Origin of the sequence: uncultured Maribacter sp. (assembly GCF_947495965.1) — a bacterium.
In the GTDB taxonomy this organism is placed as follows: Bacteria; Bacteroidota; Bacteroidia; order Flavobacteriales; family Flavobacteriaceae; genus Maribacter_B.
This window is the reverse complement of record NZ_CANMBB010000004.1, coordinates 284,650-306,305: the sequence shown is the minus strand read 5'-3', so window position 1 is coordinate 306,305 and position 21,656 is coordinate 284,650. Positions and strand designations below refer to the sequence as shown.

Below are 21,656 nucleotides of genomic sequence, written 5' to 3'. Positions count from 1 at the left end.
ACAGGAATTTTTACTAATAATTATACATTTTACACTACTAAATAACCAAATATGTATTTTTAATAGTAATTACACATTTTTATATTTACATATATAATATGCAAAACAATTACCAAAGCAATCCAATTTTAGATAAATTACCCGAACACCTAAGGCAATTTATAAAACCCCAAAACTATGAGGATTACTCTGCTATAGATCAAGCTGTTTGGAGATATGTTATGCGTAAAAATGTAGATTATTTAGGAAAAGTTGCACACGCATCTTACCTAGAAGGATTACAAAAAACAGGAATATCCATAAATAACATTCCCAACATGTACGGTATGAACCGTATTTTGGAAGAAATTGGATGGGCAGCTGTTGCCGTAGATGGTTTTATTCCTCCATCCGCTTTTATGGAGTTCCAAGCATACAATGTTCTTGTAATAGCATCAGATATAAGGCAATTAGAAAACATAGAGTACACTCCTGCTCCAGATATTATACACGAAGGTGCTGGGCATGCTCCCATTATTGCTAATCCTGAATACGCAGAATATTTAAGACGATTTGGAGAAATAGGTTGTAAAGCTATTTCTAGTAAAAAAGATTATGAATTATATGAAGCTGTACGTCATTTATCTATTATAAAAGAAGCTCCAAACACTCCAGAAGACGAAATTAAAGAGGCCGAAAACCTAATAGAACACCTTCAGCAAAATATGGGTAAACCTAGTGAAATGGCTCTTATTAGAAACCTGCATTGGTGGACTGTAGAGTATGGTTTAATTGGTACTGTTGACTCTCCTAAAATATACGGCGCAGGACTTTTATCCTCTATTGGAGAAAGTGCTTGGTGCATGACAAACGAAGTAAAAAAAATACCCTATTCCAAAATAGCAGCGCACACTGCTTTTGATATTACCAAACCACAACCGCAACTATTTGTAACACCAGATTTTTCATTTCTGAGCCAAGTTTTAGAAGAATTTGCAAATACTATGGCATTAAGAACTGGAGGACTAAGTGGTGTTCAAAAATTAATAGATGCAGCAGAAATAGGTACTATAGAACTAAGTACAGGTTTACAAATCTCTGGTAATTTTATTTCGGTTCTTGAAGATAATGGTAATCCAATATTTTTTCAGACAGCAGGACCTACCGCACTTTCTTATCGCAACCAAGAGCTTATAGGACAAGGAATTAACCAACATTATTCCGGTTTTGGTTCTCCTGTAGGAAAATTAAAGGGTATTAATATTGCAATTGAGGATATGAGCCCTAGAGACCTTAAGGCATATAACATTTTTGAAGGCGAATTAATTTCTCTAGAATTTGAAGGCGATATTACCGTGAAAGGAAAAATTATTACTGGAACACGAAACTTACAAGGAGAAATTATTTTAATTACATTAAAAAATTGCGTTGTTACGCATTTAGGAAAGGTATTATTTAATTCGGAAGACGAACTTTATAATATGGCAATAGGAGAAAAAATTGTTTCTGCTTTTAATGGCCCTGCAGATTTATCTAGTTTTGATAGAATAACACATGAAGTTAAAACAACAACCTATAAAATTAAAAAGACTGCTAAACAATTAAAACTAGAAGATTTGTACCAACAAGTTAGAGACTATAGAGAAGGCAAAAACAAAACAATTTCTAGAAATAAAGTATTTAAAGAAATACAAGAAAATTACCCTAATGACTGGCTTCTTTCTATAGAACTTTATGAACTGGCAATGGAAAGTAACGCTATAGAATTTGCAACTTCTATTGCCGCTCACTTAGAAAATATAAAACTAAATAATCCTAAAGTTAAACATCTTATTGATGATGGCATAACCCTTGTAAAAGGTCTATCAAAAAGTAAAAAAGCTTAATCCTTTATAAATTGCTCTAAACTATTTTCTTGAATAATGTGTTCGTTATACTCTAATGTCCATCCCATACTGTTGGTAAGTACATAGAATTTAGACAACTCACTCAACAATCTATTTTTGGCATTGCTTTTTAATGAAGAAACTTCTACTTTCTTTAATAAAGAAGCGCGTATGTTTTTCTTTATAGTATTATAATCTTCTGCTTTAAAAGGATTTAAATAATCTGCAGTAACATCATAATACTCAAAATCTGGGTTTATTTTAATTTCAGGTTCTGGGATTTCTTCTATGTATAAGACTTTTGCTTTCTCATCTACTTTAAAAGTTAATTTACTTAAATCATACCCAACAGTAACTTCGGCATTAACTACCACTAAAGCTTTTTTATCTGCTGTAATTAAAGGGCCAAAAAGTTCTTGAGAATCCTTATAATTATATACCTCTGCAAAATGCCCTTCGGTTACAACTAGTTTAGAAACATTTTTAATTTGTTCCTGAATAAGCATTGAATTTTCTTCTAGAATTGCTTTTTCTTTATCACTATCCATACAAGAACGAAAAACAAAAACCATGGCCAATGTAACCAGAGCGCCTATTAAAATTTTCTTCATACCGTAAATTTCATAAAAGAATACGTTTCTTGAAGATACGTTTTTTTCTTTTCAAGCGCTTTTAAAAACTCTTTATGCTTAAGAGATTTTTCATTAAAAGGCCTGTGTGCCAGTCCTTTTTGAACCACAGAAACCTTATCCATCACTTTTTGTGCCTCCTCATTAATCCAACTTAAAGTAAATTTTTCCCATATATAATTTACAGCAGTTGTATTAGGGTGTACCATATCTTCTTTATAAAAACGATAGTCGCGTAATTCATCCATCATAATTTCATAAGATGGAAAATAAGCTGCACCACTTTTTTTAACTACCTCATGTACAGCAGTAATAAGATGTGCCTTACTTTGTTGGTTTTCTAAAAATCCGTCTTTTATATGACGTACTGGAGAGATTGTAAATAATAGAATTGCTTCTTTATTTATAATTTTAATTTGCTGTTTTATATACTCCAAACTTTCTTGAATTTCTTTTACGGAGAGTATTCTCTTAGAAAATTGTTTTTGCGGAACTTTATGGCAATTAGCTACTACTTTTTTCGCCTCTAAAAAAGTATACACCCAAGCAGTTCCTAAAGTAATTACAATATGAGATGCTTTTTGTATTTGGTCTCTAGTAATCTGCAATCCACTATTTAGCTTTTCTAACAATTCCTCAGGAGTACTAGAACTTAACTCGGAATGGGCATCATAACAATGCCAACGCTCTTCATGTAAAAAAATAGAATCTTTAGTGTACTCTCGAAAAGTAACAGCTCTAGTTATTAAACTTTCTATTGCGAGGGTGTGAAATAAAATTCCAAACGGATTTTGAACCGTCTGGAATTTATAATATTCTAATTTCTCCCCAATATTCTCTACAAAACAAGAACCTAATAACAGTAATTTACTGTCATAATTTATCTGGTTTTTTTCCTTTTGCAAAGGAATTTGGGTTTGTAGTTTCATTACTAGTTTATGAGATATATTCTTTTGCTTTACTTAAAGCTTCTTCTATACCTGCCGGATTTTTACCCCCTGCTGTTGCAAAAAATGGCTGGCCACCACCACCACCTTGGATGTATTTACCTAGTTCACGAACAATGGTTCCTGCATGTAAGTTTTTAGACGCTGCTAATTCTTTAGAGATATAGCAAGATAATAATGCTTTTCCTTTTTGCTCTGTTCCAAAAAGTAAAAACAAATTGTCTTTATTTTGTCCCATCTCAAAAGAAAGGTCTTTTATTCCTGCAGCATCTAAATCTACTTTTTTTGCTAAATATTGTACGCCATTAATTTCTTCCAAACTTCCTAATAAATCTCCCTTTAAATTCTTTGCTTTATCTTTTAAAAGCTCAGCTACCTGTTTTTTTAAAGCGCTATTTTCTTCCTGTAAAGTGGATACCGATTTTATTGGGTCTTTTGCATTATTAAGCAACTCTTTTATACCTATTAATATTTTATTATTATCTGTATAAAACTCCTTTACACCATCGTAAGTTATGGCTTCAATTCTACGAATTCCAGAAGCAACAGCACCTTCGCTCTTAATTTTAAAATGCCAAATATCTGCTGTATTTGCAACATGTGTTCCTCCACATAGCTCTATAGATTGCCCAAAACGAATAGTACGTACAGCATCGCCATATTTTTCGCCAAATAAAGCCATTGCTCCTTCTTCTATAGCTTGCTTCATAGGAACAGCTCTACTTTCTTGTAATTGTAATTTCCCCTCTATCCTAGCATTCACAAAATCTTCTACTTCACTTAACTCTTCTGGGGTAACTTTAGAGAAATGAGAAAAATCAAAACGTAAATATTTAGAATGTACAGCAGAACCTTTTTGTTCTACATGTGTCCCTAAAATTTCTCTTAAAGCTTGGTGTAATAAGTGTGTAGCAGTATGGTTTGCTTCGGTTCTTTGTCTTTGTTTTTTATCTACCGCCGCTTTTAATGTCTCTTCTAATTTCTTAGGCAAATTTTTAGAAAAATGAACAATTTCGTTATTCTCCCTTTTAGTATCTATAATATAAATAACATCTCCGTTAGGTGCTTCTAAATATCCTTTATCTCCAACTTGCCCTCCTCCTTCTGCATAGAACGGAGTTAAATTAAAAACTAATTGATATTGCTGCCCATCTTTCTTAGAAGTAATTTTTCTATATTTTACCAATTTTACATCCGCCTCTAATCTATCATAACCAATAAACTCTTGTTCTTGGTCATTTCGTAAAATAGTCCAATCTTCTTTGGAGGTTTCTGATGCAGATTTAGAACGATTTTTTTGTTCCTGCATTGCTTTATCAAAACCTGCCACATCTAAACTAAATCCCTTTTCACTTAAAATTAAAGCAGTAAGATCTATAGGAAAGCCATAGGTGTCATAAAGTTCAAAAGCTTTAGCCCCATTTACTTCTTTTCCTTTGGTATTACTAATTATAGTATCTAATAAAACCAATCCCTGATCCAATGTCTTTAAAAAAGAATGCTCTTCTTCTTTAATTACATTTTCTATTAATTGGTGTTGCTCTTTTAATTCTGGATAAGCACTTCCCATTATATTATTTAGCACTCCTACCAAACGATACATAAAAGGTTCTTTGGTTCCTAAAAAGGTAAAACCATAGCGTACTGCCCTTCTTAAAATTCTTCGTATTACATAACCTGCACCAGTATTACTAGGCAACTGCCCGTCTGCAATAGAAAAAGACACCGCTCTAATATGATCTGCTATTACACGTATTGCAATATCTACCTCTTCATTTTTCCCATATTTAGAATTGGTAATAGTCTCTATTTCTCTAATAATTGGGGTAAAAACATCGGTATCATAATTAGATTTTACATTTTGCATAACCATACACAAACGCTCAAATCCCATTCCTGTATCTACATGTTTTGCTGGCAAAGGTTCTAACTGGCCACTTGCTTTACGGTTATACTGCATAAATACAAGGTTCCATATTTCTACAACCTGAGGATGGTCTTTGTTTACCAAACTTGCCCCAGAAATTTTTGCTTTTTCTTCTTCAGAACGTATATCTACATGTATTTCTGAACATGGTCCGCAAGGCCCTTGCTCTCCCATTTCCCAAAAATTGTCTTTTTTATTTCCTTTTATAATTCGGTCTTCTGGTACAATAGCCTTCCATAAATTGTAAGCTTCCATATCCATTTCTAAATTATCTGCATCCGAGCTTCCTTCAAAAATAGAAACATAAAGACTGTTCTTATCTATTTTTAAAACATCGGTTAATAACTCCCAAGCCCATTCTATGGCCTCTTTTTTAAAGTAATCTCCAAAACTCCAATTACCAAGCATCTCGAACATAGTATGGTGGTACGTATCTTTACCTACCTCTTCTAAATCGTTATGCTTACCACTTACTCTTAGGCATTTTTGAGTATCAGAAACTCTAGAACTTTTAGGCACACTATTTCCTAAAAAATACTCCTTAAACTGGTTCATACCAGCATTTGTAAACAATAAAGTAGGGTCATCTTTAATAACCATTGGGGCAGATGCGACTATCTTGTGGTTTTTTTCTTTAAAAAAATTTAAAAACTGACTTCTAATTTCCTTGGAATTCATCTAAAATGGTAAGGTTTCTTAAAAAATAATGGTTTCTGCAAAACAATTTTTATATTTGTTTATTGCGCTATATTTAAAGCACAAAAATAGGATAAAATCTATTCATGTCTAAAGTAAAATATTATTACGATCCAGATACGTTATCTTACCGTAAGATTGAACCAAAAAAATCTAAACGGTATAGAAACATAAGTTTCTTTTTTTTAGGATCTTTTCTATTTGGTTTATTAGGATTAATTTTCCTTTTAAACACTAATTTAATTAATACTCCCAAAGAACTATCCTTACAAAGAGAGGTAAAAAACTACGAACTTCAGTTTGAGTTGTTAGATAAAAAAATGGAGCAAATTGAAGACGTTCTTGCTAATATAGAGGATCGAGATAATAATATTTACAGGCTATATTTTGAAGCAAACCCTATTCCTGAAGAGCAAAGAAGAGCAGGTTTTGGCGGTATTAATAGATATAAATCCTTAGAAGGTTTTAATAATTCTGATATGGTAATTGCTACTACCAAACGTTTAGATGTTATTAAAAAACAAATGGCTATACAATCTAAGTCCTTAGATGAAATTACTATCCTTGCCGAAGAAAAAGAAAAATTACTTGCCGCAATACCAGCTATACAACCAATAAACAATGAAGATTTAACCAGAATGGCATCTGGTTACGGTTGGCGTTCAGACCCTTTTACAAAGGCAAGAAAAATGCATTATGGAATGGATTTTACCGCTCCTAAAGGAACTCCTATTTATGCCTCTGGAGATGGTAAAATAGTTAGAGCAGACAATAATTCTTCTGGTTACGGTAAACACATACGTATAGACCATGGATATGGCTATCTTAGTTTATACGCACACTTAAGCCAATACAATGTAAAAAAAGGGCAAAAAGTAAAGCGAGGAGATCTTATTGGCTTTGTAGGTAGCACAGGACGTTCCGAAGCTCCGCATTTGCATTATGAAGTTTGGAAAGAAAAGGATCGTATAAACCCAATTAATTTTTATTATGGTAGTTTATCGCCTATAGAATTTGAGAATATGCTAAAGTTTGCTAATCAAGAAAATCAATCCCTAGATTAATGCATATAGAACTACCAGAAAAAAGATATTATGGTATTGGCGAAGTTGCCAAAGCTTTTGATGTAAACACTTCTTTAATTCGTTTTTGGGAAAAAGAGTTTGATGTTCTAAAACCAAAAAAAAATGCTAAGGGCAATCGTAAGTTTACACCACAGGACATTACCAATTTAAAATTAATATACCACCTTGTTAAAGAAAGAGGGTTTACTTTAGAAGGAGCAAAAACGCATTTAAAAGAAGAGCGACACAAAACTTTATCTAATTTTGATATTATACAAAAATTAGAAAAAGTAAAAATGGAACTTATAAAAATAAAGAACAACCTATAAACACTAAATAAACACTATTATGAAAAAAGGATTAATTGCTTTACTAGTACTTGGAGTATTAGCATTTGGAATTTACCAATGGGCAGTAGGCTTTAACAATACCGCTGTACAACTAAAAGAAACCTCTACTAAAACATGGGCAAATGTAGAAAGTGCTTACCAAAGAAGGAATGATCTTATTGGTAATTTAGTAAAAACAGTACAAGGCGCAGCAGATTTTGAACGTGGAACCTTAACCGATGTTATAGAGGCAAGAGCAAAAGCTACATCTGTATCTATAGACCCAACAAATATAACGCCAGAGCAACTTGCGCAATTTAATAAAGTTCAGGGTGGTCTTAGCGGTGCTTTAAAAAGCCTTTTAGTTACGGTAGAGCGTTACCCCGATTTAAAAGCAAACCAAAACTTTTTAGAATTACAGTCACAGTTAGAAGGTACTGAAAATAGAATTAATGTTGCAAGAGACCGTTTTAATGCAACTGTAGAACCGTACAATGTTTTGATCAAGAAATTCCCTGGATCTATTTTAGCTGGTATATTTAATTTTGATGAACTAGCATACTTTAAAGCCGAAGCTGGCTCTGAAGAAGCTCCTGATGTTAACTTTGATTTTAAATAAAATTAATGTCTAGAGTAGAAGAATTTTTAACAGCAGAAGAAGAGCAAGAAATTGTAGATGCTATAATTAAAGCAGAGAAAAATACTTCTGGTGAAATTCGTGTACACATTGAAGCACACTCTCGATTAGACTTATTAGATAGAGCTAAAGAAGTTTTTCATTTTCTTAAAATGGATAATACCAAACAAGAAAATGGAGTACTTCTTTACATTGCTGTTAATGACCGAAAATTTGCAATTTACGGTGATAAAGGTATAGACAAAGTTGTACCCAACAACTTTTGGGATGCTACCAAAGAAGGTATACGTAAAGATTTTGTTGCCGGTAACTTTAAAGAAGGAATTATTAATGGTGTTTTAAAAGCTGGTAAAGAGCTAGAAGAACATTTTCCATGGCTACATGGCGACACTAATGAATTAAGTAATGAAATATCTAAAGGGTAGTTTTCTTCTTCTTTTCTTATGCTTTTGGACTATTTCACAAGCGCAATTTAATATTCCAGAAAAACCTGGTAAACAAAACCAAACTAGTGTTTATGACTATATTGGTCTGTTATCTGAATCTCAAAACAAAATACTTACCAGAAAACTTACCCAATACGCAGATAGTACCTCAACACAAATAGTAGTTGCTATAATTAGTTCTACCAAAGGTGAAAATATAACCTACTTAGGAGCAAATTGGGGACAAAAATGGGGAATTGGTCAAAAAGGAAAAGATAATGGCGTATTAGTATTGCTTGCTAGAGACGACCGTAAAATTGCTATAAATACAGGTTATGGTTTAGAAGGCTCTTTAACCGATGCCATGTCTCGCAGAATTATAGAAACCGTAATTATTCCTAAATTTAAACAAAATGATTACTATGGCGGACTCAATAAAGGCACCGATGCAATTATAAAAGTCTTAAACGGAGAATTTACAGAAGATAGAACTTTTAACGAAGGGATACCATTTGAGGCCTTTTTACCATTTATTATTTTCTTTATTATTCTAATAATCTTATGGAATAGAAAAGGAAATAATCATAACAACAAAGGTGGCAAACGAGGTTCTGGATTAGACTTTAGAGATATTATTATTCTAAGTAATATGGGACGTGGCGGCTCTTCTAGTGGAGGCTTTGGAAGCGGTGGCTTCGGAGGTGGAGGTGGATTCAGTGGTGGTTTTGGCGGCGGCGGCTTTGGCGGCGGCGGCGCGTCTGGTGGATGGTAAAACCCCTTCTAAGGTAAAGCGTCTTGTACTGTTTTTAATTTTATCCCAAATATTTTTTCGGAAATTTTATTAAGCTCAGCTTCCGAACCATTAAAATGATATACTTCTTGAAAATGACTTATACTCTCTCCTACTTTTAATTCTTTGGCAGGAGATGATGTCTCTAATTCATAAAAAGGACCAAAAGGACCTACATTGTTCCAAACACCATCATTAAAAACATTTATAACATCTCCCCTATATTGATTTTCCACATTTACTGGGTGTGCATTTACATACTCTTTATCTAAAGAATTAAAACTAAATTTTACAATGGTTAAAGAGTTTAATTCTGGACTGTAACTACCAAAATAAGGTAATGTATACTCTGCAAGAGTTCCAATTTTATTTAAATAATTTGCATCTGCCTTATAAAAAAGAAAATTGTTTTTAATTACAATTCTTGAACTATCAATTTCTGTAAAATAAACTGTAGCATTTTCTGGATTTTCTTTTAAAGGAATAATTACCGTTGTTTTTGGTGTTGGATGGTAGCACCCTAAATCCCACAAAGAAATAAGCCCAGATTCTTTAGACCAATCCTGCTCACCAACATTTGTCATTTTTGTATTGGTTTTATAACCAACAAAAGACAATTCATTAAAAAAACTATCTCCCAAAAAATCTGCTACGTAATCTTCCTTTAGTATTTCTATATTTCTTTTTACATCAATAAAAAACTGAAACCCTTTTAAATTCTTAATTCGTAATTTATTCTGTAATGTAACAGCCATTGAAGATTGCTGTACAATTTTAAATGATAATGTGTCTAAGTCTTTTGGCGCGGCATGTTTTTGTTCCCCAGAAACTTTATCAATATCAAAAAAAATAGTATTTGGCCCTTGATCTGGACCAAACCATATTCTACCTTCTCCTCCTAGTTTACTTCTATTTACAAGAACACTATCACTAAGTAAAATCTTTTTATTAAACCAGCCATTGCTCATCCCGTTTAAACCCTGAGACGTACTTGTAAATACTCTCCCCTGAAAGTCACTTGAAACAACTATTTGCCTTTCTCCATCTTTTAAAATAACAGGAGAAGTAACCGAGTTTATAACTTCTAAATCTTCAGCAAAAGTAGGTATTGCATAAACATCAGGATTATTACATGCGCTATTAGTAATAAAAAAAATTATACACAAAAGACAATTTACAAATTTACCCATATTCAGAAATTAATAGAATCCGTTATTAGTATCTAAATGTAAAACAAATACAGGTTATTCGTTAATTTTCTACATTAAAAAATTTTCATTAATTCCATTGCCCAAATTCTAATTACGCTATATTTAAAAGGAAGTAACAAAGATTTAAGCATTCAACAAGGGAATTGATTGATTAACAAAATTCCAAAATATACTCTATTTCTTTCTTTTTTTAGGCAGTGGATTTATCCCTTGAGACCTACTAAGCCTCAAGGGTATGTTTTCCAAAATTGTTAGTCCGCAAAAAATACTAAGTATGCTCCCCATAAAATACAAAAAGCACAATACGAATAAACTAAGTAATCATTAAAAGTAGATTTATCATCCATAATACTTGGGTTTATTAGTAAAACGAGAAGTGTGGAATATTTGGACTTAAGATTCGAGCAACGCATAAAATATTCGATGGATTGTGAAATATCCGCTGAGCGGTATTTTTTCTTCTATGTACAGAAACATCTAAATTTACACAAATCACTAAAAAACAACACTTTACCGACTAATAAATAAAAGAAACGCCCCAAAAGCGACTTAAAAAAACTATGTTTTTTTATTTTTTACGCATAAACACACTAATAGGAACTCCAGAAAAATTAAAGTTTTCTCTTAATTTATTCTCTAAATAACGCTTATATGGCTCGCGAACATATTGCGGTAAATTACAAAAGAATGCAAATTGCGGATATGGCGTTGGCAGTTGCATACAAAATTTAATCTTCACAAACTTACCTTTATATGCTGGCGGTGGATAATTCTCTATAATAGGCAACATCGTATCATTAAACTTACGTGTAGGTATCTTTATGTTTCTATTATTATAGACTTCCACAGCGGTTTCTATAGCTTTAAAAATACGTTGCTTAGTTAATACGGATATAAATAAAATTGGAACATCTGTAAAAGGCTCAATTGCTTTCTTAATTTTATCTGTATAATGCTTTATGGTATTTGTCTCCTTGTCTTCTACTAAGTCCCATTTATTTACCAAGATTACAATACCCTTATTATTTCTTTGCGCCAACCAGAAAATATTTTCTACCTGCCCATCAAAACCACGAGTGGCATCTAACAACAACAAACAAACGTCACTATGTTCTATAGCTCTTACAGAACGCATTACTGAATAAAACTCTAAATCTTCTTTAACTTTTGCCTTACGGCGAATACCTGCTGTATCTACTAAATTAAATTCAAACCCAAAACGATTATATTTAGTATCTATACTATCTCTGGTTGTGCCAGCAATATCAGTCACTATATAACGGTCTTCTCCAATTAATGCATTTATAAACGAAGATTTTCCTGCATTTGGCCTACCAACAACTGCAAACCTAGGAAGCTCACTTTTCTCTTCTTCTACTTCTGGAAGGACTTCTACAATTGCATCTAAAAGTTCCCCTGAACCACTACCATTTATACTAGAAAGCGTATAAAAATCTCCTAACCCAAGATTATAAAATTCTACAGCGTCTTCTGCACGCATAGCATTATCTACCTTATTAACTGCTAAAAATACTGGTTTATTTACTCTTCTAAGTAACTTGGAAACATCCTCATCCATTCCTGTAACACCAGATTCTACATCTACCATAAAAATTATAGCATCGGCTTCTTCTATAGCAAGCTCTACTTGCTTATCTATTTCTTGTTCAAAAATATCGTCGCTACCAACAACATAACCCCCTGTATCTATTAAAGAAAACTCTTTTCCGTTCCAGTCGCTCTTTCCATAATGACGGTCTCTTGTAACACCACTAACAGCATCTACAATAGCTTCTCTTCTTTGGATTAAACGATTAAAAAATGTAGATTTTCCAACATTTGGCCTCCCTACAATAGCAACAATAGCACTCATAATATAAAATTAAGCCACAAAGGTAGTGCTAATACTTAAATAAAAGATAAGAATAATATGTTGATAGATTTCTTATATACAAAAATCTCAAAATTTACATTAATATGTAAATTTTGAGATTTTATAAAATATAATAATAACTTATTTAATTTCGTAAATAGTAATCGTATTAGACACTTCATTAGTTACTACTAATAAATTTTCTTTAGTTGGGCTTTGCTCACTAGGAATAACTAATAATCCTTCTGGAGCAATATCTTCTGCGTTATATAACCAGTTTACAAAAACCGGTGCAGTTGGCGTTGTTATGTCGTAAACCATTACTCCTCCTGTTCTTTCTAATCCAACAAAAAGTAAGGTGCTATTTCCTATTTTTAAAGTAGTAACAGATTCTGGCTCTGCTCCTTTATCATCGCTACGATCATCTACATCTCCTTCATCATTATTAAAAAGCTCTGGATTTAATTCCAATGTTTTTTTCCCAATTTGATCACCGCTGTCATATATTTTTGATCCTGCAGTATCCCATATCGTAAAAGAACGACCACCGTAACCATAAATTTGGTCAAAATCTCCATCGCCATCAGTATCCCCATTAGCTGTTGTGATTTTTAAACGCCCTAAATTTTCGTCTAATTGTAATTCTGCTGCGTTAGGAAAAACAGTTGCATCTAAAGTTAAATCTTTAACTCTTTCTTCTTCAGAAAACCCATCATAATCTCTAGAATCTCCTTCGTTAGCTGTAATTATGTATTCCGATTTGTTAATTTTTGCATATGTAATAGCATCTGGCATATAAAAGCTTAAAACTGGCCAGTTTTTAAAATTACCAACAATATCATCTTTATTACTAGCATCCATAGTATTTTCTGGAAGAGAAAAATCTTTTACACCTAAACCATATATATTTGTTATTGCCATTGCTTGTAAATCTACTACTGCAATACCATTATTCTCTTGTAATGTAATGTAAGCAAACTTACTATCTTCTGAAACGGCTACATATTCTGGCTCTACATCTTCGCTAAAAGATGCTCCTGGTCCAAAAACACGAAATCCATTTCCTATTGTTTGCCCATTAAATGCTCCAAAAAACAAGGTGTTTATTTCATTTTTTTCTACATTAATTATAGAAATAGAACCTTCTGGATCTACAGTATATGCATCATTTGGCTCCCCTTCATTTGCAGAAATAATATATTTACCATCTGGGCTAAAAGTTACCATATCTGGTAAAGCTCCTGCATCATAAATGTTTTCCTGCTCTTGTGTTTCTGTATTAAAAGTAACTATTTGTCCATTTAATTGTTTTGGGTCATTTTCTACAGCAACTGCCAACAATCCATTCATAGTTGCAACACTATTTGGTGTTCCTGTTAACGGTATAGAAGTTACTTTTACTGTTGCAGATGGGTTAGATATATCCCAAACAGATATTTCTTGTTCATTTGGGTTTACTACAAATAGCTTATTAGTTTTGGAATCAAATGCACTAATTTCTGAAAAGCCTTCGTCTCCTGCACCATTAATAGAAGTGCTTAATTTTGTAAAGGTTAATGCAGATACATCAATATCTTTATCGCCATCAAAGTCCGTATTGTCATCATTAATGCATGAACTAAAAATTAGGGCCATTGAAGCCGCTAGAATAAGTGATTTTTTCATTTTTGGTGTTTCGTTGATTATTATTAGCCAACAAAAATGAACATCCTACTTAATTCTAAAGTAAAGAAAAGTATATCCTATGGTTACTAATTAGTTCTTATTGTAACCAAAACGTTTCAGCTGTCTAGAATCGCTACGCCAATTCTTATTTACTTTTACATACAATTCTAAATGTACTTGTTTTCCAAAGAATTTTTCTAAGTCTTTGCGAGACTCTACTCCTACTCTTTTTAATGCACTTCCCTTGTGCCCTATAATAATACCTTTTTGAGAATCTCTCTCTACCATAATTACAGCACGCATGCGAATAATATCTTCATCTTCAAAAAATTCCTCGGTTTCTATTTCTACAGAGTATGGAATCTCTTTTTTATAATGTATTAATATTTTCTCACGAATAGTTTCATTTACAAAAAAACGTTCTGGTTTGTCTGTTAACTGATCTTTAGGATAATAGGCTGGAGAAGCTGGTAGCAACTCTATAATACGTTCAAAAACACCAGTAACATTAAAATTCTGAAGTGCCGATATTAAATGAATCTCTACCGTTGGCAGCTGTGCTTGCCAATACTGCACCTGTTCTTCTATTATTTCTTGTTCTGTAACATCAATCTTATTTAATAGTAATAAAACAGGGATCTTAGAACTTTTTATTTTATCAAAAAACTTTTCATCTTTTAAAGCCTTTTCTCCAATTTCTACCATATATATTAAGACATCAGCATCTTCAAAAGCAGATTTTACAAAATCCATCATAGAAGTTTGCAACTCATATGCTGGTTTAATTATCCCAGGAGTATCCGATAAAATCACCTGAAAATCATCTCCATTCACTATACCCAAAATACGATGTCTTGTAGTTTGGGCTTTAGAGGTAATTATGGATAACTTTTCCCCTACAAAAGCATTCATTAATGTAGATTTCCCCACATTAGGATTACCAATAATATTTACAAATCCGGCTTTATGCTCTGTCATTCTTTAACTTTTTAAAATATGCTTTTGCAGCTTTATTTACTTTCGGGGCTAATAACAATACTGCTATCATATTTGGTATTACCATTAAAGCGTAAGAAAGGTCTATTAAATTCTTTACTAAATCTAAAGAAGCTACTGCGGCAAAAATAATCATTATAACAAAGTAGACATTATATAATTTACCTATTCGTGCGTTTGTTAAGAAAGAAAGTGATTTTACACCGTAATAGGAATAGGTAAATAAGGTAGAAAGGGCAAAGGCAGATACAATTATCATTAACAAATCGTCCCCATAACCAAAAAGTGTTCGTCTAAATGCCTCTAAGGTCATAACAATACCACTCATATCTTCTAAATATGCGCCGCTTAATATAATTACTATCGCAGTAAAGGTACATACCAAAATGGTATCTATAAACGGGCCTAACATAGCTACTAATCCTTCTTTAATAGGGTTATCCGTTTTAGATTGCCCATGATACATTGGTGCGCTTCCTAAACCTGCTTCGTTAGAAAACATAGCTCTACGAACCCCAATAATAACTAATCCCCAAAAACCTCCAGTAACAATGGTTTTAAAATTCCAAGCTTCTGTAAATATCAATTTTAAAGATGGTACTATTTGGCTAGAGTTTAAAACCATTACTACGATTACTGCAACTAAATAAACAAATACCATAAAAGGTACAATTGCAGATGCCACCTTCGCAATTTTTGTGAGTCCTCCAAATATTACAAATGAAGTAATTACCGCTAAAAAAACACCTATTGCCCATTTCCAACTTTCATTTTCCATAGCATATACCGTTTCTGATGGGTTTATTACACTCATAAATGTCTCTGTGAACTGATTTGCAGTAAAAACACCTAAAAAACCAAATAACCCACAAATTGCAAAAAACACTGCCAGTGGCTTTGCCTTTTTACCCAAACCTTCTGTAATATAATACATAGGACCGCCCTGCATTTTACCATCAGAATCCTTACCTCTAAACATGATAGATAAACTACAGGAATAAAATTTTATCCCCATACCTAAAAGTGCTGTAATCCAAATCCAGAAAACTACGCCAGGGCCACCATCATGAATAGCAATGGCAACGCCAGAAATATTCCCTAATCCAACAGTAGCAGCAACTGCTGCAGATAATGCCTGAAAAGAACTAACATCTCCTTTTGCATTTTTATCATCATATTTACCAGCAGTTATTGCAATGGCATGCCCAAAAAAACGAAAAGGAACAAACTTAGAATAGAAAAATAGAAAAAGTCCTCCGCCTATTAAGAGAATAAACATAGGCCACTCTGTGTATGGTAGAATGGATGACAATAAATCGTTTAAATAATTCATAAATAACGGTAATCTTAAAGATTGGGTAATTTAGGAATTTTAAAACGGATGGCAGTAAAATAAATATGTGTTTTTATTTTGATAGTAAACAAAAAGCATTGTATATTTGCAGTCCAAAATAAATCAGTCAGCATTATGAACTGAGTGCTTTTAAAGCAAAGTTGATAGTTTTGGAAACGCACATCGCGGGATAGAGCAGTAGGTAGCTCGTCGGGCTCATAACCCGAAGGTCACAGGTTCGAGTCCTGTTCCCGCTACTACCAAAAGCCTTTCAGGAAACTGAGAGGCTTTTTTTATATCCTTTTCCCATCCTAAAGTAAAATATTATACTCTGGAAAATTTAAGTGAATTCATCAAAAATATTTTTTCTTTAATTGCTTAATGATAAAAACATATCATTCACATATCTTTTATGATTAAAAAATATATTATTTCTAAGGCAATTAAAATATTATTTTGCTTCCATATATATATTGTATTTTTAGTCTCTTATAAATATCATTATGCATTTTAAGTCCATACTATATACCCTTTTCTTTTGTTTCCTCTTTTTTTCTTGTAAAGAAGAGAAAAAACAAGCTTCGGAACACAAGTTTACCAACTCCCTAATAGAAGAAACCAGCCCCTATCTATTACAACATGCACATAATCCTGTTAATTGGAGGGGTTGGAGTAATACTGCTCTTGAAGACGCTAAAAAAGAGGACAAACTGGTTCTTGTTAGCATTGGTTATTCTTCTTGCCATTGGTGTCATGTTATGGAAAAAGAATCGTTTGAGGATGAAAGTGTTGCAGAAATAATGAATAAAAATTTCATCAACATTAAAGTAGATAGAGAAGAAAGACCCGATGTAGACCAAGTATATATGACTGCTCTACAGCTTATAAAAGGTAGCGGAGGCTGGCCTTTAAATGTTATTACCTTACCTAATGGAAAACCTATTTATGGAGGTACATACCATACTAAAGAGGAATGGTCACAGGTTTTAGAAAAAGTAAGTTCCTTATATAAAAACGACCCTAAAAAAGCCAACGAATATGCAGATATGGTTGCACAAGGTATTCAAGAAGCTAACTTAATAACCCCTTCTAACAATTACGAAACCCTTACAAAAGAAGCTGTAAATGAAAGTGTTAAAAACTGGAGCAACTCATGGGACACCGAAAATGGAGGAGACCAATTGCAGCAAAAATTTATGCTTCCTAGCAATCTTAATTTTTTACTCGATTATGCAATTTTAACAGGGGATACTGATGTTAAAAAACATATTAAAAACACATTAAATAAAATAGCCTATGGTGGTATTTATGATTTTGTAGGTGGTGGGTTTTATAGATATAGTACAGACCCAAATTGGAAAGTTCCACATTTTGAAAAAATGCTTTATGATAATGCACAACTTATTAGTATTTACGCTAAAGCATATAGCATTTTTAAAGAACCTATTTATAAAGAAATTGTTTACACTACTATTTCTTTTATAGAACGCGATATGAAAAACCCTAATGGCGGGTATTATGCTGCTATAGATGCCGATAGCGAAGGGGAAGAAGGAAAATATTACGTTTGGAAAAAAGAAGAATTAGAGCAAACGCTTGGTAATGAATTTGATTTGTTTAAATCTTACTTTACTATAGAACCAGAAAACATTTGGGAACACCAAAATTATGTTTTACATAGAACTATTACAGATGCTGAGTTTTGTTCTAAAAACAAACTTGTAAATAGTACATTACAAGAATCTAAAGAACAATGGAAAACACTTCTTTTAAAAGAAAGAACAAAAAGAGTTCCACCAAGGTTAGATGACAAAATTATTACTTCATGGAATGCTTTATTAATTTCTGGTTTTGTTGATGCTTATAAAGCGTTTGGTGACGCTTCTTTTTTAGATCATGCTAAAAACACTTTAAAATCTATCAAAAAATTTAGCCTTACTAATAATGAATTAAGACATTCTTACAAAGAAAATTCAAAGCAATCTAAAGGGTTCTTAGAAGATTATTCTTTCATGGTAGATGCTTTAATAAATTTATATAGCGCTTCTTTAGATACCAAACATCTAGACCTAGCAAATAGTCTTAATACAAAAGCAATGACAAGTTTTAATGATACTGCTTCTGGAATGTATCGTTATAATGAAAACAAAGATTTAATTGCGCAAATAATTAAAACTAATGACGGCGTAATACCGTCTCCTAATGCTATAATGGCTCAAAACCTTTTAAGATTAGGGCATATAAATTATGATAAGACTTTTATAGAAAAATCTAAATCTATGGTAGCTGCAATGTTACCAATGATTACTCCTAATGCTTCTAGTTACGCTAGGTGGAATTCTGTTTTATTAAATACTACTTATACGTATTATGAGATAGCTGTAGTAGGGACAAATGCAAAAAAATTATCTAAAGAAATACATAATACTTATATTCCTAACACTCTCCTTGTAGGAAGTACCGAAGACAGTAAACTTCCTTTATTTGAAGGACGCTACACTGCAGATGGCACTTATATTTATGTATGTAGGGATAATTCTTGTAAACTACCCGTTGCAACTGCAGACGAAGCTATAGAACAACTAAATGGGTTTTAAAAAAGCTCTAGTATTCCTAAAACCCCATTATAAGAAACAACGCAGGCAAAAATAAGAGCAAGCCATAACCCTGCTTTTATCCAAATGCTTGTCTTATGTCCTTTCATAACTGTCCTATTGTTTAGGATTAATAATATTCCTATAATTACCATTGGTAACACAAACACATTAAATACTTGAGATAGTATTTGCATTTGTATTGGATTAGCTCCAAAAACTGGTACTATTAATGCAAATAAACATGCTAGAGCGGTAATAATTTTAAACTGTTTAGACTTCGTATCTAATTCTCCAGATTGATAATCTGCCAATAGTATTGGTGCTATTAAAAGGCATGGAAAAATAGAAGAAAGTCCTGCACTTAAAGTTCCAAAAAAGAAAAGAGTAAGTGCAAATTTACCTGCAACTGGTTCTAAAGTATTTACCATATCTAAAACCCTAACTACCGGTTTTCCTTCATGAAATAAAGCTCCGCTAGCAACTGCCATTACTGCTCCACTAATAAGAAATACCAATATTGCAGCTGTTATTGCATCTTTCTTTTGCTGCCCTCTATTTTTAATTGTCCATCCTTTTCCTTTTATAAATAATGGCCTTGATAAAAACGTTGCTGCTGCCATAGTGGTACCTACAAACGCTGCAACCATCATTTTACCTCCTTCTACCTGTGGTATGGAAGGAACAAGTCCCTGAACAACCTCTATTGGCAATGGATAAACCATGAATAAAGAAACCAAAAAAGAAAGGCCCATTATAGTAACAAAAACTACAAGTATTTTCTCAAAAAAAGTGTATTTACCAACTAATAAAAGAGAATACATAATACCTATTACAACTACTGCTATTGCTAAAACAGTTTCGTATTTATACCCCTCTATTTGCGGAAAATAGATATAAAATATTTCATAAATAATATTTGCAGATATACCTAGAATACCCATTAAAGAATTCCATTGACCAAATGTTATTCCTAGAATAATAAATATAGCAATAAACTTTCCCCCTTTAATATGTTTTTTAAAACTGTATAAGGCAGTTTCTCCTGAGATTAAAGCATAATTTCCATAAGCATACATTAACAAGCCAGAGAAAACACAACTAAGTAAAAGCACCCATAAAAGCTGCATTCCATATGTGCTTCCTGCAACAATCATAGAAGTTACGCTACCTGTACCTATAGTATAACCAATAGCAAATATTCCAGGTCCAAAAGCTAAAATAAATCCTAATATTTTCTTTAAAAGCGAATTCTTAGTTGCAGAGTTATCCATAATTTGTTTTTTAGATCATTATAAAAAAAATTAGCCTATAGTCACTATTTTGTTAAAGTCATATGCAGAGGGTTTTTTTACATATTTTGAAGCCGTTGTATAATCTTCTTCTGTTATATAATCTAAATTTTGAAAGCATAAATTTGCAAATTCAGATTTAACATTAACCAACCTTGGTTCAATTTTCCCTTCTTCATTTTGTATATCTGTAAGGTAAAGAGGTGCTATTTCTCCTCTAGAATTTGCCGTTACCATGCAACCGCTTATTCCTTCATCAAACAGCTTTTTAACTCCTAAACCTAAAAGTGTACATAGCGTTAAATCAAAACCAATTGGTCTACAGCAACGAAGCTCATATCCTAACTCTACAGGTCTTGTTTTTACTTGTAATTGAAGTTCTTCTAATTTTTTCTGAAGTAGCATATTAAATATATGTGATTTACTAACATTACCTAATTCTGGATGCCCGTGATCATCATATGTAAATTCTATTCCTATCTTATCTAGTTCTGCTTTTGGCATGTTATGAAAAACTCCTTCACTAATCATTGCCACACCGTAATTTATATTTTTAGATTTTCGCTTTACAATTGTAGATACCAAAAGATTAACTACTTTTTCTAAAGTAATTTGTCCTTCTTTAAACATTTCTGGTATTATTAACATTGGAAAATGGCAACTTGTAGCAATCCCAAAAGCCAAATGACCAGCAGACCTCCCCATAGCACACATTACAAACCAGTTTTGACTTGTTCTTGCATCTTCATATGTTGTATTACCTATACGCACACCTTCATCTTTAGCAGAGTGAAATCCAAAAGTTGGATTCCTATCTGGTAATGGCAAATCATTATCTATTGTTTTAGGTACATGTATGTTAGAAATAGAAATGTTTTCTTTTTCTAAAAAAGACGTTATTCTATTTGCTGTAGAAGCAGTATCATCCCCTCCTATACTAACCAACAATTCTACGTTATTTTTTAAAAATAATTGTGTATTTAGTTCTTCATTCTTAGGCTTAAACCTACTCATAATTAAGGTTGACCCTCCTCTACTAAAAATTCTATCAGCATGATCAAAGTCAAACTCTTTAATTTTTGGATTTTCACTAAAAAGGCCTTTAAAACCTTCATGTAATCCTAAAACCCTATACCCATCTTTTAAGAATGATTTAGCAACTGTACTAATTACAGAATTAATTCCTGGCGCGGGTCCGCCACCGCAAATAATAATGATAGATTTTTTATCATTTCCCATTTTAACTACTAATTAGGCTGTTTAAAAGAATTGGCAATACGAGATGTCGCATTGCCAATTTCTTAACAATTAAAATTATAAAACCAATTATTAACTAAAGGCTAAGCCTTCATTAATTCCTGCTATAAATAAAAAACTATTACT

Annotated in this window: 17 protein-coding genes and 1 tRNA gene; 8 read left to right on the top strand and 10 right to left on the bottom strand. The window is 32.4% G+C overall.

The annotated features are described in order from the left end of the window. The first annotated feature begins 98 nt into the window (after positions 1-98). Complete coding sequence (locus Q0820_RS10805) at positions 99-1,865, top strand: aromatic amino acid hydroxylase (protein ID WP_298487650.1); 1,767 nt, start codon at positions 99-101, stop codon at positions 1,863-1,865. Here Q0820_RS10805 and Q0820_RS10800 read toward each other — a convergent pair. From Q0820_RS10800 to alaS, 3 genes are read right to left on the bottom strand one after another with little or no spacing between them, the layout of a single operon-like run. Further along, positions 1,862-2,476 carry a DUF4230 domain-containing protein gene (locus Q0820_RS10800; protein ID WP_298487649.1) on the bottom strand — a complete coding sequence of 205 codons (615 nt, stop codon included), beginning with the start codon at positions 2,474-2,476 and terminating at the stop codon, positions 1,862-1,864. The genes Q0820_RS10805 and Q0820_RS10800 overlap by 4 nt on opposite strands. Next, positions 2,473-3,423: a GSCFA domain-containing protein gene (locus Q0820_RS10795; protein WP_298487648.1), complete on the bottom strand. Its 951-nt coding sequence runs from the start codon at positions 3,421-3,423 to the stop codon at positions 2,473-2,475. Before Q0820_RS10795 ends, Q0820_RS10800 begins: the two co-directional genes overlap by 4 nt. A gap of 7 nt (positions 3,424-3,430) precedes the next feature. After that, positions 3,431-6,046 (bottom strand): alanine--tRNA ligase, encoded by a 2,616-nt coding sequence (gene alaS / locus Q0820_RS10790; protein WP_298487647.1) that lies wholly within the window; start codon positions 6,044-6,046, stop codon positions 3,431-3,433. A 104-nt stretch (positions 6,047-6,150) separates the two neighbouring features. On the opposite strand from alaS, the gene Q0820_RS10785 reads away from it, so the two are divergent. From Q0820_RS10785 to Q0820_RS10765, 5 genes are read left to right on the top strand one after another with little or no spacing between them, the layout of a single operon-like run. Further along, positions 6,151-7,128, top strand: a complete 978-nt coding sequence (locus tag Q0820_RS10785; protein WP_121065386.1) for a M23 family metallopeptidase — start codon at positions 6,151-6,153, stop codon at positions 7,126-7,128. Beyond that, positions 7,128-7,457, top strand: coding sequence for a MerR family transcriptional regulator (locus tag Q0820_RS10780; RefSeq protein ID WP_298487646.1), 330 nt, complete (start codon positions 7,128-7,130; stop codon positions 7,455-7,457). The genes Q0820_RS10785 and Q0820_RS10780 overlap by 1 nt, the downstream gene beginning before the upstream one ends. 19 nt (positions 7,458-7,476) lie before the next feature. Further along, positions 7,477-8,076: a LemA family protein gene (locus tag Q0820_RS10775; RefSeq protein ID WP_298487645.1), complete on the top strand. Its 600-nt coding sequence runs from the start codon at positions 7,477-7,479 to the stop codon at positions 8,074-8,076. A gap of 5 nt (positions 8,077-8,081) precedes the next feature. Next, positions 8,082-8,519 (top strand): TPM domain-containing protein, encoded by a 438-nt coding sequence (locus Q0820_RS10770; RefSeq protein WP_298487644.1) that lies wholly within the window; start codon positions 8,082-8,084, stop codon positions 8,517-8,519. Next, the gene (locus tag Q0820_RS10765; protein WP_298487643.1) at positions 8,500-9,291 is read left to right on the top strand and encodes a YgcG family protein; all 792 of its coding nucleotides are present in this window, start codon (positions 8,500-8,502) and stop codon (positions 9,289-9,291) included. The genes Q0820_RS10770 and Q0820_RS10765 overlap by 20 nt, the downstream gene beginning before the upstream one ends. Before the next feature lie 8 nt (positions 9,292-9,299). On the opposite strand, the gene Q0820_RS10760 is transcribed toward Q0820_RS10765, so the two are convergent. The 5 genes from Q0820_RS10760 to Q0820_RS10740 form a co-directional block, all read right to left on the bottom strand. Beyond that, positions 9,300-10,499 (bottom strand): DUF6786 family protein, encoded by a 1,200-nt coding sequence (locus Q0820_RS10760; RefSeq protein WP_298487642.1) that lies wholly within the window; start codon positions 10,497-10,499, stop codon positions 9,300-9,302. 589 nt (positions 10,500-11,088) lie between these two features. Next, on the bottom strand, positions 11,089-12,393 hold the full coding sequence (der, locus tag Q0820_RS10755) for a ribosome biogenesis GTPase Der (protein ID WP_298487641.1): 1,305 nt from the start codon (positions 12,391-12,393) through the stop codon (positions 11,089-11,091). A gap of 141 nt (positions 12,394-12,534) precedes the next feature. Beyond that, entirely contained in the window at positions 12,535-14,058 is a 1,524-nt protein-coding gene (locus Q0820_RS10750) for a choice-of-anchor I family protein (protein ID WP_298487640.1), read from the bottom strand. Positions 14,059-14,148: 90 nt separating this feature from the next. Further along, on the bottom strand, positions 14,149-15,036 hold the full coding sequence (gene era / locus Q0820_RS10745; RefSeq protein ID WP_298487639.1) for a GTPase Era: 888 nt from the start codon (positions 15,034-15,036) through the stop codon (positions 14,149-14,151). Further along, positions 15,023-16,387 (bottom strand): sodium:alanine symporter family protein, encoded by a 1,365-nt coding sequence (locus Q0820_RS10740; protein ID WP_298487638.1) that lies wholly within the window; start codon positions 16,385-16,387, stop codon positions 15,023-15,025. The genes era and Q0820_RS10740 overlap by 14 nt, the downstream gene beginning before the upstream one ends. Before the next feature lie 184 nt (positions 16,388-16,571). Between Q0820_RS10740 and Q0820_RS10735 the strand changes: the two genes are divergently transcribed. Both Q0820_RS10735 and Q0820_RS10730 read left to right on the top strand, forming a co-directional pair. Further along, a tRNA-Met gene (locus Q0820_RS10735) sits at positions 16,572-16,644 on the top strand. A 246-nt stretch (positions 16,645-16,890) separates the two neighbouring features. Beyond that, positions 16,891-18,984 (top strand): thioredoxin domain-containing protein, encoded by a 2,094-nt coding sequence (locus Q0820_RS10730; protein ID WP_298487637.1) that lies wholly within the window; start codon positions 16,891-16,893, stop codon positions 18,982-18,984. On the opposite strand, the gene Q0820_RS10725 is transcribed toward Q0820_RS10730, so the two are convergent. Both Q0820_RS10725 and Q0820_RS10720 read right to left on the bottom strand, forming a co-directional pair. After that, the gene (locus tag Q0820_RS10725) at positions 18,981-20,255 is read right to left on the bottom strand and encodes an Nramp family divalent metal transporter (protein WP_298487636.1); all 1,275 of its coding nucleotides are present in this window, start codon (positions 20,253-20,255) and stop codon (positions 18,981-18,983) included. The two genes, Q0820_RS10730 and Q0820_RS10725, sit on opposite strands and share 4 nt — an antisense overlap. 30 nt (positions 20,256-20,285) lie before the next feature. Next, entirely contained in the window at positions 20,286-21,512 is a 1,227-nt protein-coding gene (locus Q0820_RS10720; protein WP_298487635.1) for a 6-phosphofructokinase, read from the bottom strand. Between the last annotated feature and the right edge of the window lie 144 nt (positions 21,513-21,656).

What these genes read in the sequence shown, in the direction of transcription:
- Q0820_RS10765 (WP_298487643.1), top strand. Translation starts at nt 8,500, where the DNA reads ATGAAATATCTAAAGGGTAGTTTTCTTCTTCTTTTCTTATGCTTTTGG.
- Q0820_RS10800 (WP_298487649.1), bottom strand. Translation starts at nt 2,476, where the DNA reads ATGAAGAAAATTTTAATAGGCGCTCTGGTTACATTGGCCATGGTTTTT.
- Q0820_RS10740 (WP_298487638.1), bottom strand. Translation starts at nt 16,387, where the DNA reads ATGAATTATTTAAACGATTTATTGTCATCCATTCTACCATACACAGAG.
- Q0820_RS10785 (WP_121065386.1), top strand. Translation starts at nt 6,151, where the DNA reads ATGTCTAAAGTAAAATATTATTACGATCCAGATACGTTATCTTACCGT.
- era (WP_298487639.1), bottom strand. Translation starts at nt 15,036, where the DNA reads ATGACAGAGCATAAAGCCGGATTTGTAAATATTATTGGTAATCCTAAT.
- alaS (WP_298487647.1), bottom strand. Translation starts at nt 6,046, where the DNA reads ATGAATTCCAAGGAAATTAGAAGTCAGTTTTTAAATTTTTTTAAAGAA.
- Q0820_RS10780 (WP_298487646.1), top strand. Translation starts at nt 7,128, where the DNA reads ATGCATATAGAACTACCAGAAAAAAGATATTATGGTATTGGCGAAGTT.
- Q0820_RS10750 (WP_298487640.1), bottom strand. Translation starts at nt 14,058, where the DNA reads ATGAAAAAATCACTTATTCTAGCGGCTTCAATGGCCCTAATTTTTAGT.
- der (WP_298487641.1), bottom strand. Translation starts at nt 12,393, where the DNA reads ATGAGTGCTATTGTTGCTATTGTAGGGAGGCCAAATGTTGGAAAATCT.
- Q0820_RS10775 (WP_298487645.1), top strand. Translation starts at nt 7,477, where the DNA reads ATGAAAAAAGGATTAATTGCTTTACTAGTACTTGGAGTATTAGCATTT.
- Q0820_RS10725 (WP_298487636.1), bottom strand. Translation starts at nt 20,255, where the DNA reads ATGGATAACTCTGCAACTAAGAATTCGCTTTTAAAGAAAATATTAGGA.
- Q0820_RS10720 (WP_298487635.1), bottom strand. Translation starts at nt 21,512, where the DNA reads ATGGGAAATGATAAAAAATCTATCATTATTATTTGCGGTGGCGGACCC.
- Q0820_RS10730 (WP_298487637.1), top strand. Translation starts at nt 16,891, where the DNA reads ATGCATTTTAAGTCCATACTATATACCCTTTTCTTTTGTTTCCTCTTT.
- Q0820_RS10805 (WP_298487650.1), top strand. Translation starts at nt 99, where the DNA reads ATGCAAAACAATTACCAAAGCAATCCAATTTTAGATAAATTACCCGAA.
- Q0820_RS10795 (WP_298487648.1), bottom strand. Translation starts at nt 3,423, where the DNA reads ATGAAACTACAAACCCAAATTCCTTTGCAAAAGGAAAAAAACCAGATA.
- Q0820_RS10770 (WP_298487644.1), top strand. Translation starts at nt 8,082, where the DNA reads ATGTCTAGAGTAGAAGAATTTTTAACAGCAGAAGAAGAGCAAGAAATT.
- Q0820_RS10760 (WP_298487642.1), bottom strand. Translation starts at nt 10,499, where the DNA reads ATGGGTAAATTTGTAAATTGTCTTTTGTGTATAATTTTTTTTATTACT.